General features: G+C 31.4%; 18 protein-coding genes. 14 read left to right on the forward strand and 4 right to left on the reverse strand.

Annotation, left to right across the window (positions count from 1 at the left end; all coding sequences use genetic code 11):
- Positions 1–6: 6 nt before the first annotated feature.
- The 4 genes from Q0P94_RS00555 (at position 7) to Q0P94_RS00570 (ending at position 5,587) form a co-directional block, all read left to right on the forward strand.
- Positions 7–777, forward strand: a complete 771-nt coding sequence (locus Q0P94_RS00555; RefSeq protein WP_295112392.1) for an FHA domain-containing protein — start codon at positions 7–9, stop codon at positions 775–777.
- A 12-nt stretch (positions 778–789) separates the two neighbouring features.
- Complete coding sequence (locus tag Q0P94_RS00560) at positions 790–4,323, forward strand: Hsp70 family protein (protein ID WP_295112395.1); 3,534 nt, start codon at positions 790–792, stop codon at positions 4,321–4,323.
- Positions 4,324–4,329: 6 nt separating this feature from the next.
- A complete protein-coding gene (locus tag Q0P94_RS00565) occupies positions 4,330–4,479 on the forward strand; it encodes a hypothetical protein (protein WP_295112397.1) in 150 nt (49 codons plus the stop codon).
- Between the two features lie 70 nt (positions 4,480–4,549).
- Complete coding sequence (locus Q0P94_RS00570; RefSeq protein WP_295112400.1) at positions 4,550–5,587, forward strand: LytS/YhcK type 5TM receptor domain-containing protein; 1,038 nt, start codon at positions 4,550–4,552, stop codon at positions 5,585–5,587.
- Here Q0P94_RS00570 and Q0P94_RS00575 read toward each other — a convergent pair.
- The gene (locus Q0P94_RS00575) at positions 5,579–6,403 is read right to left on the reverse strand and encodes a hypothetical protein (RefSeq protein WP_295112403.1); all 825 of its coding nucleotides are present in this window, start codon (positions 6,401–6,403) and stop codon (positions 5,579–5,581) included. The two genes, Q0P94_RS00570 and Q0P94_RS00575, sit on opposite strands and share 9 nt — an antisense overlap.
- A 79-nt stretch (positions 6,404–6,482) precedes the next feature.
- The gene (locus Q0P94_RS00580) at positions 6,483–6,866 is read right to left on the reverse strand and encodes a hypothetical protein (protein ID WP_295112406.1); all 384 of its coding nucleotides are present in this window, start codon (positions 6,864–6,866) and stop codon (positions 6,483–6,485) included.
- A 274-nt stretch (positions 6,867–7,140) separates the two neighbouring features.
- Between Q0P94_RS00580 and Q0P94_RS00585 the strand changes: the two genes are divergently transcribed.
- The 3 genes from Q0P94_RS00585 to Q0P94_RS00595 all read left to right on the forward strand — a co-directional run bounded on the left by Q0P94_RS00585 (position 7,141) and on the right by Q0P94_RS00595 (position 9,566).
- Positions 7,141–7,644 carry a nitroreductase family protein gene (locus Q0P94_RS00585; RefSeq protein WP_295112410.1) on the forward strand — a complete coding sequence of 168 codons (504 nt, stop codon included), beginning with the start codon at positions 7,141–7,143 and terminating at the stop codon, positions 7,642–7,644.
- 25 nt (positions 7,645–7,669) lie between these two features.
- On the forward strand, positions 7,670–9,124 hold the full coding sequence (locus Q0P94_RS00590; RefSeq protein ID WP_295112413.1) for an NAD(P)/FAD-dependent oxidoreductase: 1,455 nt from the start codon (positions 7,670–7,672) through the stop codon (positions 9,122–9,124).
- 112 nt (positions 9,125–9,236) lie between these two features.
- Complete coding sequence (locus Q0P94_RS00595) at positions 9,237–9,566, forward strand: hypothetical protein (RefSeq protein WP_295112416.1); 330 nt, start codon at positions 9,237–9,239, stop codon at positions 9,564–9,566.
- A 20-nt stretch (positions 9,567–9,586) separates the two neighbouring features.
- Here Q0P94_RS00595 and Q0P94_RS00600 read toward each other — a convergent pair whose 3' ends face one another.
- On the reverse strand, positions 9,587–10,636 hold the full coding sequence (locus Q0P94_RS00600) for an NADH-dependent flavin oxidoreductase (protein WP_295112419.1): 1,050 nt from the start codon (positions 10,634–10,636) through the stop codon (positions 9,587–9,589).
- A gap of 38 nt (positions 10,637–10,674) precedes the next feature.
- Here Q0P94_RS00600 and Q0P94_RS00605 point away from each other — a divergent pair, with 38 nt between their 5' ends.
- From Q0P94_RS00605 to Q0P94_RS00635, 7 genes are all read left to right on the forward strand, one after another.
- Positions 10,675–10,935, forward strand: a complete 261-nt coding sequence (locus Q0P94_RS00605) for a zinc ribbon domain-containing protein (protein ID WP_295112422.1) — start codon at positions 10,675–10,677, stop codon at positions 10,933–10,935.
- 6 nt (positions 10,936–10,941) lie between these two features.
- The gene (locus Q0P94_RS00610) at positions 10,942–11,391 is read left to right on the forward strand and encodes a MarR family winged helix-turn-helix transcriptional regulator (protein ID WP_295112425.1); all 450 of its coding nucleotides are present in this window, start codon (positions 10,942–10,944) and stop codon (positions 11,389–11,391) included.
- 73 nt (positions 11,392–11,464) lie between these two features.
- Entirely contained in the window at positions 11,465–11,944 is a 480-nt protein-coding gene (locus Q0P94_RS00615) for a bacterioferritin (RefSeq protein ID WP_295112428.1), read from the forward strand.
- 6 nt (positions 11,945–11,950) lie between these two features.
- The gene (locus tag Q0P94_RS00620) at positions 11,951–12,730 is read left to right on the forward strand and encodes an MBL fold metallo-hydrolase (RefSeq protein ID WP_295112431.1); all 780 of its coding nucleotides are present in this window, start codon (positions 11,951–11,953) and stop codon (positions 12,728–12,730) included.
- 37 nt (positions 12,731–12,767) lie between these two features.
- Entirely contained in the window at positions 12,768–13,529 is a 762-nt protein-coding gene (locus tag Q0P94_RS00625; RefSeq protein WP_295112434.1) for an EFR1 family ferrodoxin, read from the forward strand.
- A gap of 33 nt (positions 13,530–13,562) precedes the next feature.
- Positions 13,563–13,988 (forward strand): thioredoxin family protein, encoded by a 426-nt coding sequence (locus Q0P94_RS00630; RefSeq protein ID WP_295112437.1) that lies wholly within the window; start codon positions 13,563–13,565, stop codon positions 13,986–13,988.
- Entirely contained in the window at positions 13,989–14,609 is a 621-nt protein-coding gene (locus Q0P94_RS00635) for a cytochrome c biogenesis CcdA family protein (protein ID WP_295112440.1), read from the forward strand.
- A 52-nt stretch (positions 14,610–14,661) separates the two neighbouring features.
- Here the strand turns inward: Q0P94_RS00635 and Q0P94_RS00640 are convergent, their stop codons facing one another.
- The gene (locus Q0P94_RS00640) at positions 14,662–15,621 is read right to left on the reverse strand and encodes a PLP-dependent cysteine synthase family protein (RefSeq protein WP_295112443.1); all 960 of its coding nucleotides are present in this window, start codon (positions 15,619–15,621) and stop codon (positions 14,662–14,664) included.
- Positions 15,622–15,623 lie beyond the last annotated feature (2 nt).

Raw genomic sequence — 15,623 nt, forward strand, 5'->3', positions numbered from 1 at the left:
TTTAACATGGGTGATTCAGAAATTACAAGTACAGAAATTATTGATTCATTTGACTGTGACATCATTTCAAAAAAACTTGCAGCTATAAATAATAAAGTTAGATTTTCTATTTTGGAAATTTTAAGGAGCAATAATAAAGATCCGTTATACTCACGTGAAATAAATTCAATTCTTTTAAACAATTATAATATTTCTATTTCTGTCCAAATGTTGGGACAACACTTGAGGCAACTTGTTGAAGCTGAATTGATTGAAGAGGTTAGCGTTAAAAAAGAGGTTGTAAACAAGATTGGTAAAAGAAATGTTAATGGGTATTGCATAAGAAATAATGCTTTTGAAGATTTATTTTTGGAAATTTCTTTTTTATCAGATGAAATCCTGGCATTCTTTGATGTGCATCAAAGTAACTTTAAAAAAGACGATGATGAATATTGCAGATTAACTGTATTTAACGGACCTGACAAAGGCAAATTCTTTAAAATTTCTAAAGATGAGACAGCATTTATCGGTCGTAAAAGCAAGTTCAAAAATGAAGACTTTGATTTTCCGGTTGTTTTATTGGATGATGAATATTCTACTGTTTCTAATGTTTCAAAACCCCACTTAAAATTATTCAATAGGGATGATTCATGGTATATTCTAGATGAAGGAAGCTCCAATGGTACTTTTATCAAAGATACTGAAATACCAATCGGCAAACCTACACCAATAAGGAACAATTCTTTCATTAAATTGTCCCGAGGCAACGGAGGAGCAGTAATTCATTGCTTATTTTAATTGGTGATTTTGTTGGATTTTGAAGAAATTAAAGACCTTGTCGGCAATTATTTCAATGGTCAGTATGAGGTAAAAAAATTTTTAGGCGAAGGATCATTTGCAAAGGTTTATCTGGTAAAGCATAATTACCTGGATGATTTTCGTGCAATGAAAATTATTAAGGAGCCTATAAGTCCGACAACAAATATAAAATCTGTTTTTCATGAAGTGATGCTTGCAACCAAATTGAGGCATGAAAATGTAATAAGCATTTATGATGCCGGTATAATGTCAAGGGATATTGTAAATAAAAGCAAACGTGACCTTGCTTTTTTTGTATTGGAATATGTGCAGGGAGGAGACTTGGAGCAATATTTGAATTCATTTATAAATTCAAATATACTGATGCCAATAAATCGTGCGTTAGACTTAATAAAGCAGATATTAATGGGTTTAAATACTCTTCACATGTCAAATCCTCCAATTGTTCACAGGGATTTGAAGCTGAACAATATTCTGCTTACATATGATAAATGTGGTGAAATTGTTGTAAAAATATCTGATTTTGGCTTTTCAAAGGAAGTAACCACAAGCATTTCCGATATTGATATAGGAGGTACACGGCCATATATGGCTCCGGAATGTTTTAACAAGATATTATCTCCAATGGTTGATATTTATGCGGTAGGAATCATTTTTTATCAGTTGCTGACAAATAGATTACCTTATAATGTTGATGATTTCACGACAGAAGAGATGTTGGATTTAAAACCATGGCAAAATAAATTTGAGCCTCCGAGTTTTTATAATAAAAATGTTTCAAAGAATTTGGATGAAATTGTAATGAAGTGCCTTGAATTCAGTCCTCAAAATCGTTATCAGAATGCATCAGAAGCATTGAATGATGTGGAAATAGCCATTAATGAATTCAAACCTTTAAAGGTTGAAAAAAATCATGTTAGTGATGATTATTTTACGGATTACATTTTAAATGACTCACTTAAAAAAGCTTTTATGCTTGCTAAAATTGAAAATAAGTTGAATGAAGCTATTGAAATTCTTGAAAGTGAAGTTTTAAGGGATTTTGATGTAAGGAAATATTATGGCCAAAGACTAAAAATGTGGAAGTCAGAATATCCTGATGTAAAATTAGTTTCCAGTGCTTTTACGGTTAATTTGAGTGGAAAAAATTATAAATTATCATGTGATTTATTAAAGGAAGCTATAGCTTATAATCCTTCAATTAAAAATAAATATTATCATTTCATTGATTTGTGGCAGATTTTCATAGATTTGTCAAATGAAGGCAATTTGGTTAAGGCAGTTCTGGAATTGGAAAGTTTAATGGACTTGAATAATCATATTCGAGATATTTATTCTCCAATTATAAATATATTGAAGACTTTTTCCGTTGAAGAGATCGTTGCACAATCTGTCCATTGGGTAAATTCGAATAACTTGGTCGATGCCTCAAATTTAATGGAATTTGCAGTTGTATATGATTCAAATATCTGTGAAGAATATGGATACAAACTGTCTTTGTGGAAGCAAAACATGAATACTGATTTTAAAGTTGGCACTCAGGTTGAAGGGGAAACTATTGATTATGCAATTGATTTGGGAACAACAGATTCCATTCTTTCTTATTATAATGAAGGAAACCCTCAGATTATTAAAAATTATAAAACAGGAAAAGATTATACACCATCAGCGGTTCTAATTGATGAAAATAATGATGTGTATATTGGAGAACATGCTAAAAAGGCATTATTGCTGGATAATTCCAATGCTGTATCTGAATTTAAACATAATATGGGATTTTCAGTTCCATTTAATTTTAAAAATGCTTCACGTGAAATGCAACCTGAGGAACTGTCAGCTGAAATTCTAAAGGAATTAAGAGTATCTGCATTCAAACAATGTGGTGTAAATATGGACCATGCAGTTATTTGCGTTCCTGCAAATTCCAATAACATAAAAACAAGAGCAATCAATGATGCCGCAAATCTTGCCGGTTTCAGGTCACATACATTGTTATTGGAGCCGATAGCTGTAGCTTTAGCTTATGATTTATCTTCATATGGAGATGCAAATTGGATTATTTATGATCTCGGCGGAGGCACATTTACTCTTTCCTTAATCAGGTATAAATCTGGTGAAATTGAAAAGATAGACAGTATCAGATTGGATGATTTTGGAGGAGATACTTTGGATTGGGCTATTGTAGATGAAATTTTTGTTCCAAAAATTCTCGATGATTTGCATCTGATTGATTTTAGAAGGCATAATCAAAAATATAAGCAAATTTTTTCAAAACTTAAATTAGCCGCCGAAAAATCTAAAAAAGAATTGGATATTACTACTTCGACAGATATATGTTTAACTAATCTTTTCAGTAATTATGACTTTACTTATAATTTATCAAGAGATGAATTCATTCAAACGGTACAATCATTAATTAAACCTACATTTAATTTGGCACAAAATTTGTTAAATCGCAATTCATTATCATTCGATGAAATTGAAAAAGTTGTTCTTGTAGGTGGCTCATGCATTAGTCCTGTTCTTCGCAGCATAATTGGAAAGAATTTTGATGTTCCTTTGAAATTCAGTTTAAATCCTCTAACAGCAGTTGCCAAAGGGGCTTCAATTTATGCGGGAAGTTTGAAAAAGCCGAAAATTAGAGTATATGATGGTCCAGTATCTGTAATTATTAATTCATGTGACGGACATGTTGATGGAAGGATTTTCACACCTGATGACAAATTTTCATTTTTAGGTTATTTCATAGAGTTTTCAAATTCCAATAATTCATCAGGTAAAGTTCCAGTTAATCTGGATGGAACTTTTGATGTAAATATTAAAAAGGGTGATTATGATATCATGGTTTATGACGGTGAGGGTATTGTCAAAATTGATGAAAAATCACCAAAATCAATTAAAAATGATGAAATATATATTGAATTTATAGATAAATCCTTTTCAAATAATCATAGTTTGAGAGTTGATGAAATCATAAACTCCTATAATGGCTTAATTAAAAAAGTCGACTATCTAAAGGACTATTCATTTTATCTGAATGAAATTGATATATTGAATTATTTGGACAGGTTAGTTGATATTGTTCAAATTGATAAAAGGGCATTGCTTCAGACTTCAATTTACACTGATTATCTTGAATCTATTGTAGAGAAAAATTTGGATTACCTGAATTTTTCAATTATTTTGGAAAATATTGAAAATAAAGTAAAAATCATAAATGAAAATAAGCTATTTAATATAGATAATTTGGAGAAAAAATTAAAAGAGGCTGTTGAATTAAAAGATTTCAACAAACTAGATGATATTTATAATAGCTTGATGAGGAAATATATTGAAATAAATCGCAAAGATGTGATTATCTCAAGCTTTTTTAATCTAAAGTCTGAAGGCATTTATATTAATAATATGGAAGAATTCAATCATCTGTCTAAAAGGGCAACAGTTTCATTGGAAAAACAGGATTATGACGCTTTGGCAGAAATTGTATGCAGATTATATGAAATTGATGAAAGATTTAAGGAATAGATAAACATGAAAAAGAAAGATAATTCTTCAAAGGCAACGGTTATATTAAATAAGAGTAATTCTGATGGATTTTTGGAGTATCCATATGATTTGGTTTCTATCATCAAAATATTGAATGAAAATACAGATGAATTAATCACTCGTTCAAGTAATTGATGTTAACCTATAATATGATATATTTATTAACAATGTAACCAAGAAATAGTATTAACTTTAAGGTGTTTTCATGGATAAATCTCAAAAAAAGAATCTGTCTTTAAGTATTAATAATAGGAATATAAATATAATCTTTTTAATATTATTTATTTCCAATATCATTCTTTATGGGGCATTAATTACTCATTATTCTTCTCATTATGAGGTATATTTTCATATGAGCAATCTTAATGACATATTTGCTATGGTTTCAGCAGTCATTATATTGGGATTTATCTCTACAAGATTGCCACAGTTTAGAAAATTGGGTGACAGTTCCATTTATGAAGTCAGCTACCTGATTATCTTTGGTATAGTGGGTATGGTTGTTTCTTATTTCAATAAAATCAGTAATTCTGAAGCATTTATAGCTCCTTTTTTTGATATGTTTAAAGTTTTATCTGTGATGTTGATTTTAATGATTATTGCAACTAAAACAAAACCTTTTAAAAACATGTTAAAAGGTAAATTCACCAAAAAAAATCTGTTTTTATGCTTTATAATATTCACTATTTTGGGATGTTTTGCATCTAAATATCATATTTATGTTGACAGTACTCCTGCAAATGTCCGATGTCTGATTATAATGGTTGGAGGATTGCTTGGAGGGCCTTTAGTTGGAATACCTTCTGCAATAATATCTGGAATATTCAGGTTTATTCAAGGGGGTCCTACAGCATTTCCATGTGCAGTTTCAACAGTTCTTGCGGGATTAATCGGAAGCATGATATTTGTCTGGAATGACAGAAAGATTCTTCGCAGGTTACATGCAGTTATTTTAATGTTTCTCTTCATAGGATTAGAAATGTTGCTGATTGTGGTTTTGACACCTCCAAGTATATCATTTGGTTATATTGAAGATGTTTATCCGTTGATGCTTTTTGCATCAGTGTTGGGAATGATTCTGTTTTTAATGATTGTCCGTGAACAGAAGGATAACAGTAAACATGATATAAGTTATGAGGAATTGAGAATTAATGAGCTTGAAAACACTCTGGATGAATATATGGACAAAGTTGACGATTTGCAGGAAGAAATAGATAACTTGAAGAATGAGGATTCAGATTAACCTGGCTACTGTATATTCGCCCAAAAAGTCAAACAGGATTTCAGCTTTTTGATTTTCATTGATTGATTTTTTAATGTCACTTGCACTTTTTACTTCTTCAATTAATGTGTAATCGCTGTTTGCCACATAGCCGGCAATTTTCTCATTAAAAAAGACTGCTATTGCATCAGGATCATGCTCGTTTTCAAGGTCTCTAATCAAATCAACAACGATTCCACTTTTTGGTGTAAAATTATAAAAGCCTGTTCCCGCAATTATAATTAAAATATCTGAGGTATTATTCAGATAATCAATTTGATTCTCTAATTCTTTAAGTCTGTCAAATTCATTATATGCCATCAGGTAGGCTTTTTGTGCTTCAACAAGATTTTCCATGCCTTCAAGAATTTCGGCCTTTAAAAAATAGAATTCAGAGGGGTCTTCACTTTCAGGAAGGATATCTAATGCATCATCAATTAAAATAAGTGACTTATCGTAATTGCCTTCGGGGAAAAATGTGACTTTTGAAAAATCATACAGGCATTTTGCTTTATTTAATCTGATTTCTTGACAATCACAAAGGGATAATGCATTGTCAAAGCATTCAATAGATTTTTCATATTCTTTTAGATTATTTAAAATAATTCCTTTGAGATTCCAGTTTGAAAAGTCTTTATCATTTTCCAGTATCTTATCGATGTGTGTTAATGCTTTTTCATAATCTTTTTGATTAATCAAATGCTCAATTTTGGAAGTTTTTGAAACTTTGAATTTTGCCTGGTGTGTGCTGTCATCTGTTTTGTCATCAAAATCAATATAAAGATAATTATTTGTCATGTTATCTCTCAATTGTATTTAAATTATAATATAAATGAATCTGCTAATTAATTATCAGTTTATCTTCATATTAAATGTTTTACTTTAAATTTATATCCATTTGTGCAAGATAACCTAAAAATGTGGTAATGAATAAAGTCACGACAAATGTTGAGAAAAAATGAATTGGGTATTCTCTAAAAATTAAATTGGGTGTATTTGGCAGTATTAAAATTGTAAAATCTAAAATTGCTGAAGTTAAAATGAATATGCATCCAGCTAGAAATCCTTCTATTACCTCATTTGAATTATAGTTTCTTATGTATAATATTCCAAAGATTGTTGTTGAAATAATGGATATTGTAGGCACAAGTATATTTACATGAGGTAATCTTGATGTAAACAATGGATTTAAAAGTGTTGTTCCAAGGAATAACAAAATCCAGTTCAATATTCCGTATAATACTGCTTTTTTAAAATTCATTATTAAAGTATTTCATTATATTTTTTAAATACTTTGCTATATTTATCAATAAATATTACAAATAATCATCAAGGCATACATTTTTAATCATTAATTTTTGTAATGTTTCGACTCTTTTTTATTTCTCATTTTGCCTTTCAGTTAAAAAGATGGACTTTCAATTGTGCTGCCGGTTTTTCAACTGATTTTTTTCATGGCATTGCATTCAATTTAATTTTACAAAACTTTTAATTATTTTAAAATCATACTTTAAAATATGTCTTTAATTGATTTAATGTATAAAAGGAGAAGTACAAGAAGATTTAATGATGAAGAGATTTCAAAAGAAGATCTTGATTTAATTCTTCAATCAGCACTTTTAGCTCCTTCCGCAATGAATAGAAAACCATGTAATTTCATGGTTGTTGAAAGAAAAGAAACTTTAAAGGAATTATCTGTTTGTAAGGAAGAAGGAGCAGGTTTGGTTGCTGGAGCTAAAAAAGCTATTGTTGTTATTGCTGATACGATGATTGCACCGGATACCTGGATTGAAGATTCTGCAATTGCACTTACACATATGCATTTGATGGCAACGGAGCTTGATATAGGTAGTTGCTGGATTCAAATTCGCTTAAGATCCAAAGACGGAAGGGATTCAGAAGAAATCATCAGAGATATTTTAAAAATAGATTCTCATTACAGGATTGCAGGCATTTTGGCATTAGGTCACAGTGATAAAATTCCAAAGCCACATGATGCAGATGATTTGGACAAGTCAAAAATACATTTCTTGGTTTAGGTAAATTTTTACATGAGGTTAAATTATGGATTATGATGTTATTTATATTGGAAGTGGAAATGCCGCATGGCAGGGTGGTCGTTTTTTAAGGAAAGCGGGGCTTAAAATATTGATTGTTGAGGAAAGTCTCTATGGAGGGACATGTGCAAACAGAGGATGCAACTCAAAGGCATTACTTGATGCACCATATGAGATAAAGGCTTTGGCTGATAACTTTGAAGGTGTTGGTAAAGCGGGAAACTTCGAAGTCGACTGGCCGGCCTTAATGAAATTCAAACAAAAACGTATTGGAAACATGGCTCCCTTTTTAGACGGTAAGTTCAAGGAATATGACCTGGATGTGGCTCATGGAAAAGGAGTAATTGTAGATGAACACACTGTTAAAGTTGGGGATGAAACATACACTACAGAAAAGATTGTTATTGCCACAGGTTTAAAGCCAATTATTCCTGACATTAAAGGCCATGAATATTTGCATGACAGCACTGACTTTTTGGATATTTCAGAACTTCCGAAACATGCAATAATTATAGGAGCTGGTTTTGTAGGTATGGAATTTGCATCTATACTGGCTGAAGCAGGTCTTGAAGCTGATGTGATTATTAGGGGAAACATGGCCTTAAAATATTTCCACCAGCCATATGTGCAGAAGGTAATCGGCATTTTAAAGGAGAAGAATATCAGATTCCATTTCAATGAAACAGTAAAAGAAGTAATAAAGGATGAAAATGTAATTATTGAAAATCCTGAAGATAGAATCCTCAATGTTGAAAAAGGATTGAATGTTGATGAGGATTTAAGAGATCCCGATGCAAAGATAGACAATAAGGCATATGAAAATGCTTTCACAGTAAAGTGTGAAAGTGGATTAAGCATTACCGGAGACTACGTTATAGCTGCAATGGGAAGAGAGGCCAACGTAGATGGCATAGGTCTTGAAAATGTTGGATTAACTTACACCAAATCCGGAATCAAAGTAAATGGACACCTTCAAACAAAAGTTCCAAATATTTATGCTTCAGGAGATGTTGCCGATACAGGCATTGCAAAACTGGTAACAGTTGCCATTCATCACTCAAAATATCTTGCAAAGGAATTGTTGGGCGAAGCGGATGAGATTACATATCCTGTTGTGCCTGCTGTAGCTTATACTATTCCAAGGATTGCAACTGTAGGGGTTCCGGCATATGTTGCTGAGAAAAGCGATGAATATGATGTTCACCAGATAAGGTACGGTAATTCATATTCTCTTGAGCTTAAAAACGATACTACTGCTGAGGCTAAGGTAATTGTAGATAAGGGATTAAACATTGTAGGTGCAGAAATTTATGCAGCAGATGCTGAAAATGTAGCAAACATGTTCGCATTTATCATTAACAAAAAAATAACTCTTGAAGAACTTGATTACATGATTTATGCATTCCCTTCAAGCAGTTCAGTATGTTTGTACAAGTTGCATAATATCCATTATGACTTATAGCATGGGTTTAACCTGTGCTTTCTATCTTTTTTTCATTTTGAGGATTGATTTTAGAAAAAATTTATTAAGTATAACTTAGTAATTAACATATATTATTTTGAACGTGATTTTTATGACAGATGAAAAAATTACTTATGATGATATTAAAAACTATGAAAAATTATTCACATTGGCACCATCATTTCTGCTTGAAAGATGGGCTAAAAAGAATACCAATATGGTTTCAAAGTTTGAATCAAGAGTTCAAGACCAATTGCACAAGTTAAATGATGGTAATAAAAGAAAATTGGATTTAATTTTGAATAGTCCTGTAGAAGATTTGCAGGCCATTATGGCTGATGCATACGAAAAATCCAATAAAAAACAATATAAGATATTGGCTAATCCAAAATATATGGAGTTTATAGAACTGAATTTGGATGAAATTAGAAAAATGGTTTAGTATTGTAATGTTTTACAATTCTAACTCTTTTTTGGTATTTCTGATTTCACATCCCATTTTGCAGAACGGTTAATAAAACATGTGGAAGTTTTTTTCCAATAGCAGTTGTTGCATGTTTTGCATTTGGTCTCACCGTTGCCTTCAAGTTGCCAATCGACCAAAAAGCTAGGGTCTGCTACAAAAGGTCTTTGCATTGAAATGTAGTCAATATCTGTTGTGTTTAAAATTTCATTAATCTGATTTTGAGTTGTTGCTCCACCACCTAAAATAACCGGAATATTCACATTTTTAATTATCTGTTCGCTGGCTTCAATTAAAGGATTTTTTTCTTTGTTTTCGCGTGTGAAGAATTGTGGTGAACGTGGACGAGTAATCTGAAGTGAATCCGCTCCATATTTTTCCAAAATTTTAGCTACCTCAATTGTTTCTGTCAAGGTCATTCCATTTGTTGTTCCATCAAATGCATTTAAACGGCAGTTAATATGCAAATTTGTTGTTTCTTTAATGACTTTGATTATTTCAAGAACTATTTTCAAGCGGTTTAATGTGCTTCCGCCGTATCTGTCTTTGCGTGAGTTGAAGTTCGGATTTATGAATCTGGACAAAAAGTAGTAGTTTCCAAGACCTATCTGAATGCCGTCAAAACCTCCATAATCGAATTTTTGAGCAGCCATAATCATATCTGTCTGGATTTTTCTTATGTCTTCTATAGACACATCATCAATAGCTATGTTCTGTTCAGTTTTTTTACTGTACTGAACCATTCCCAACTGTGCAAATATGGGAACGTCATATACGTGAACGAGATCTGTCAGGTCACGGGCTTCACGTACAAACCTGGCATAATTGGTGGTATTTGAATATTTGGAAAAAACATCCCTTGGATACAAGGAGTACAATTCTGTAATTATCAGTCCGACACCGCTTGCGGCGATATTTTCATATCTGTTATAGATTTCAGGTGTTAAATTCCCTGTTTTTTCTCTTTCAGATTCCCATAAACCAGTTCTTACAATTCTGCTATTAAGTTTCAAGTCTCCAAATTCACAATAATCAAATAAGTCCTTCATGGTTATTAATATAATATAAAATAATATAAATATTAATCATGTCAGTAGAAAGATGCCCACATTGCAATAAGATATTGTCTCCTCAGGAGTCAGTCTGCAGCAATTGTGGCAAAAAGGTTAAAAATCCAAATATAGGAAAAATTAATTCCATATATCATAAAAGCAATGTAGCAACATTGATTTTCTTTGCCGTGTTTCTGGTTGTGGCTTTGATATATGCATTTGTTGACTGGATTTTGGCCATTATTGTTGGTGTTGTTTTGATGGGTTTATTTATGTATTTAATATTTAAACGGTGAAAAATTATGAATGATCTGAATTTTGATGATGAAAGAATCCTTTTTACACCATTGATTCTTTATATTGATTATATTTATTTGCTTCACAATGACTATTTAAAAAAGACTTATAAGGACTTGACTCCCAGTGATGTGACATATCTGATTAATATTTTTTATCATCAGAACTGTTCACAAAGGGACTTGGCAGAGCTTTTGTTTGTTTCAGAGTCAAATGTGGCTCAGATAATTAAAAAATTGGAAAAAAAGGAATATATTGTCAGAGTTCCTGATGATAAAAATAAAAGTAGAAAAATAATTAATTTAACTTCTAAAGGCAAAAATACAGTTTTCATGATTATAAAAGGAATGTATGAATGGGAAGGCGAATTTTTCAAGGATTATAATCCTGAGGATGTTGAAAACTTTAAGAAAATGTTATATGAATATTCACAAAAAACAATCAATTCAATCTAAATATTTATATGGTGAGGTTTACATAATTATAAATTAAGACTTAAGGTACTTAAGTCATTCTTTAGGTGATATTATGGCTGATAAAGAAAAAACAATTGAAGTATTACAAGCTATTGTAACCGGATTATCTGCAAATTCATTTGGACACAGAATTCAATCAAAAATATTTGCGGGATTAGGATTCCAATCTTTAGGAGACAAATATACTACCCATGCAACTGAAGAAATGGACTTTGTAGAACAATTCATGGACCGTATCTTAGATTTAGGCGGAGAAATCAAACAGGAAGCTCAAGAAGCTAAACCTATTTATACTGACATTGTTGAGTTCATTGAAGCAGATTATCAGGTATCTGTTGAAGGTATTGCATTTTTAAATGAAGTAATGGACTCAGGCATTTTTGATGCAACCACTTATGACTTAATGAAAGAATATCTTAAAGATGAAGAAGAGGACATGTACTGGAGCGAACAGCAATTGGATTTATGCAAAATGATTGGTAAACAAAATTACTTGACCCAATTATTAATAAACGACCAAAACGCAGAATAGATTACTATGAAAATCAAAGCTGTAAAAAATATTGAAAACGGTTTCATGACTCAGGGATTTGCTTTTGGTGGAGAAGAAGGTCCTGAAAAATTTGATAATTCCATCAAATATCGTTCAAGCATTCAAAACTTTTTAATTGACACTGGTGATGATGTTATTTTAGTTGATACAGGTGTTCCAAACACATTTCCAATTAACGAACCAGATGAATCAACTCCATTATTTATGGGAGATAAATTCACTGAATATTTAACTTCCCTTAAAGAATTAGGCTATGATAAGGAAGATGTTACTAAAATTATTCTTACCCACAAACATATTGACCATTCAGGTGAAATAAAACAGTTCCCAAATGCTAAAGTTTACCTGTCAAAAACAGAAGCGGAAGCATTAAATCTTGAAGGGGACAATATTGTTCCTGTCGAGTTTACTGACGGCACTTATCACAACTTTGAAAAATCACAAAAAATCGTAGATGGTGTATACTTAATAGAAGCAGTTGGCCACACTATGGGTAACAGTTTAGTAATTGCAGAAGATGATGGATTATTCTACATGTTCCAAGGAGACATTACATATACTGATGAAGCATTGTATGCAAATAAGCTTTCTACTGTTTTTGAAGATATTGAAAAAGCAAGGGAAGCATTAGACAATGTTCGTGAATTTGTAAAAAATAATCCAACAGTATATTTATCAACCCATACACCATTAGGTCATGAGAATCTGGAAAACAAATCAGTTATTGATTTGGAAAATCCCCCAGAAAGTATTTATCCAGAATAGATACTTTCAAATTCTTTTTTTTTTAAAGGTTTTTTTAATGAAAATATTATATTTTACATCAACTGGGAATAATCTATATATTTCTCAAAAACTGGGCGGTGAATTGCTGAGCATCCCCAAACTTGTGAAAAACAATGAATTTGATATTCAAGATGAATGTGTGGGCATTGTTTTTCCAGTATTTTTCGCTAATTCACCAAAAATGCTTCGTGAATTTCTAAAAAAAGTTAATATAAAAACTGATTATCTGTTCATTATAACTTCATACGGTTCTGACGGTGATCAGAATGCACTGAGAATAATGATTGAAACTCTCCAAAATAGGGGCATTCATGTAAATTATGCCAATTCTGTTTTGATGGTTGATAATTTCCTTCCAATGTTTGACATGGCTGAAGAAAAGAAAATTAAAAAAGATGAGGACATTGATGCTCAAATTGAATCTATTAAAGAGGATATAGATTTGAGAAAGGATTTTAGACTATCCAAAAAGATGTTTACAGACATTCCAAATATTGAAGATGTTTTGGAAAAAACAATGATTTCAAAGTTCCATATATCAGTCAGTGAAGATTGCACCAATTGCCAAATTTGTAGCAGGGTCTGTCCTAGAGGAAATATTGCATTTGCTGATGAAAAACCGGTTATAGGTGAAAATTGTGAGTTCTGTCTTGGCTGTGTACATCACTGCAAAAATAATGTTTTGACGATAAATGATGAAAAAAACAGCTCTGAAAGATTCAGAAATCCTCACATTAAGCTTTCTCAAATCATTAAAAGTAACAATGTTTTAACATAAGATTAATTTAATAGTTTTCCCATAATTAGATTCATGAAAAGCTATAAACTTTTTATTTTCATCATGGTTTTAATTGCCTGTGTATCAATATCTGCAGGTTTCAGTGCAGATACAACTAAGATAGTTGACGGATTAAATTCATCATCTGATTTAACACAGGCATTAAAGGATGCAGGAACTCAAAATAAAACTGTAATGTTGCTTTTTGATCAGGACAGTTGTTATTATTGTGACTTGTTGAAGCAGGATGTTTTAAGTAAAAGCAATGTTCAAAAAGAGTTAAATGACAAATTCATTGTTGTTGATGTTGATGTTAACAAGCAACCTCAGCTTGCTGCGCAGTATAAGGTTGTTGGAACTCCAATGATTGTATTTTTGGATTCTAATTCCAAAGAACTGCAAAGAATTGAGGGTTATGTTTCAGCAGATGAATTTTTAACTTCAATTAAGGAGATTTAAATGGAATTTCTTCCGTTAATCTCATTTACCACAGGAGCAATATCCATATTGTCTCCCTGTATTTTACCTATTTTACCTATTTTTGTAAGCGTTAGTCTTAAATCCAAATCAAAAAGTGAATTGATATCATTTATATGTGGTCTGTTGACTATTTTTATTGCAGTAATATTTTTAACAGGATTTTTTACAGCTATTTTATATGCTTATATAGCCCAAATAAGACTAATTTCAGCAATTATTCTCCTGATTATTGGAATTTTGATGTTTTTTGATTATTCTTTAAGCTTCAAAATAATTCCTCAGATAAAAGATAATGGAATTGTATCTAATTATTTGATGGGAGTTTTGACATCAGTTGCCTGGGCTCCATGTTATAGTGGATATCTGATAGCTCTTATAACCTTATTAATCAGTTCAAACAGTCCGACATATGCTATAGTTAATATAATAATCTATTCAGTTGGTTTTGCTTTGACCTTGCTTGTCTTAAGCTATTTCATATCTAAAATAAATTTGGAAAAATTAATTTTAAAAACAAGATATATTCCAAAGATTTTTGCAGTTTTAGTAATCTTTGGAGCTATATATTTAATTTATGAATCAATGAAGGTATTGATTTAATATTGTTCAATTGAAAATAAGAATTGGAAAGCTACAAAGTAGCCATATATTTTTAAATTACTTCAAAATCTATCAGTTTTATTTTGTTTGAAATGAGATCTGAATTTTCATCAATCTCTTCGGATAATTTTGTAGTAATGTATTTTTTGTTGTCGTCTGCAAACACGGTAGCAATTGTCAATTCATCACTGTTCATCAAAACCCCTGCCAAAAAGTTTGCGCCACTGGAGATTCCAATTCCCAAACCGAATTCCTTAGCTATTCTTTTTGACATATTTATGGCATCACAATCGTGGATTAAGACAATTTCATCAATTGCACTTTGATCAACAATTCCAGGTATGAAATCATCGCCAATACCCTCAATTAAATGGCTGCCTTCTTCCATACCCATTTTAAGGATAGATAATGTTGATGGCTCAAGTGCAATAATTTTTGAGTCAGGATTGCTGTCCTTTAATCGTTTTCCGATTCCCATAAGTGTTCCACCTGTTCCGATTCCTGAAACAAATGCATTTACATTAGGAACTGCATCAATTATTTCCTGACCTGTAGTTTTATATTGTGCTTCAACGTTTAACTCATTATCAAATTGAAGTGGTCTGAATGCATTATTTTCTTTTGCAAAATCTTCTGCAAGTTCTAAAGCTTTTTTAAATCCACCTTCTTCTTTGGATACAAGATGCACATGAGCGCCATACATCTCAATCAGATTTCTTCTTTCAACTGATACCCAGTCGGGCATGAATATATGTACGTCATGGCCGTAGAATGCACCTATTGCGCTGAATGAAATTCCTGTGTTTCCGCTTGTTACTTCTACAATTGGCTGACCATCTTTTAGTTCTCCGTTTTGTTTTGATTTTTGAATGATGTATAAAGCAATTCTGTCTTTTATGCTTCCTGAGTAATTGTAATATTCAAGTTTGGTGTAGATACTTCCTAATTTGCCTTCATATTCATAATTAATCTTTATCATTGGGGTGTTGCCAATTAACTTTTCTAAACTCATAA

The organism is uncultured Methanobrevibacter sp., assembly GCF_946184425.1.
Taxonomy (GTDB): Archaea; Methanobacteriota; Methanobacteria; order Methanobacteriales; family Methanobacteriaceae; genus Methanocatella.

What these genes read in the sequence shown, in the direction of transcription:
- Q0P94_RS00570 (WP_295112400.1), top strand. Translation starts at nt 4,550, where the DNA reads ATGGATAAATCTCAAAAAAAGAATCTGTCTTTAAGTATTAATAATAGG.
- Q0P94_RS00630 (WP_295112437.1), top strand. Translation starts at nt 13,563, where the DNA reads ATGAAAAGCTATAAACTTTTTATTTTCATCATGGTTTTAATTGCCTGT.
- Q0P94_RS00610 (WP_295112425.1), top strand. Translation starts at nt 10,942, where the DNA reads ATGAATGATCTGAATTTTGATGATGAAAGAATCCTTTTTACACCATTG.
- Q0P94_RS00635 (WP_295112440.1), top strand. Translation starts at nt 13,989, where the DNA reads ATGGAATTTCTTCCGTTAATCTCATTTACCACAGGAGCAATATCCATA.
- Q0P94_RS00640 (WP_295112443.1), bottom strand. Translation starts at nt 15,621, where the DNA reads ATGAGTTTAGAAAAGTTAATTGGCAACACCCCAATGATAAAGATTAAT.
- Q0P94_RS00555 (WP_295112392.1), top strand. Translation starts at nt 7, where the DNA reads ATGGGTGATTCAGAAATTACAAGTACAGAAATTATTGATTCATTTGAC.
- Q0P94_RS00595 (WP_295112416.1), top strand. Translation starts at nt 9,237, where the DNA reads ATGACAGATGAAAAAATTACTTATGATGATATTAAAAACTATGAAAAA.
- Q0P94_RS00580 (WP_295112406.1), bottom strand. Translation starts at nt 6,866, where the DNA reads ATGAATTTTAAAAAAGCAGTATTATACGGAATATTGAACTGGATTTTG.
- Q0P94_RS00565 (WP_295112397.1), top strand. Translation starts at nt 4,330, where the DNA reads ATGAAAAAGAAAGATAATTCTTCAAAGGCAACGGTTATATTAAATAAG.
- Q0P94_RS00600 (WP_295112419.1), bottom strand. Translation starts at nt 10,636, where the DNA reads ATGAAGGACTTATTTGATTATTGTGAATTTGGAGACTTGAAACTTAAT.
- Q0P94_RS00585 (WP_295112410.1), top strand. Translation starts at nt 7,141, where the DNA reads ATGTATAAAAGGAGAAGTACAAGAAGATTTAATGATGAAGAGATTTCA.
- Q0P94_RS00590 (WP_295112413.1), top strand. Translation starts at nt 7,670, where the DNA reads ATGGATTATGATGTTATTTATATTGGAAGTGGAAATGCCGCATGGCAG.
- Q0P94_RS00605 (WP_295112422.1), top strand. Translation starts at nt 10,675, where the DNA reads ATGTCAGTAGAAAGATGCCCACATTGCAATAAGATATTGTCTCCTCAG.
- Q0P94_RS00620 (WP_295112431.1), top strand. Translation starts at nt 11,951, where the DNA reads ATGAAAATCAAAGCTGTAAAAAATATTGAAAACGGTTTCATGACTCAG.
- Q0P94_RS00625 (WP_295112434.1), top strand. Translation starts at nt 12,768, where the DNA reads ATGAAAATATTATATTTTACATCAACTGGGAATAATCTATATATTTCT.
- Q0P94_RS00575 (WP_295112403.1), bottom strand. Translation starts at nt 6,403, where the DNA reads ATGACAAATAATTATCTTTATATTGATTTTGATGACAAAACAGATGAC.
- Q0P94_RS00615 (WP_295112428.1), top strand. Translation starts at nt 11,465, where the DNA reads ATGGCTGATAAAGAAAAAACAATTGAAGTATTACAAGCTATTGTAACC.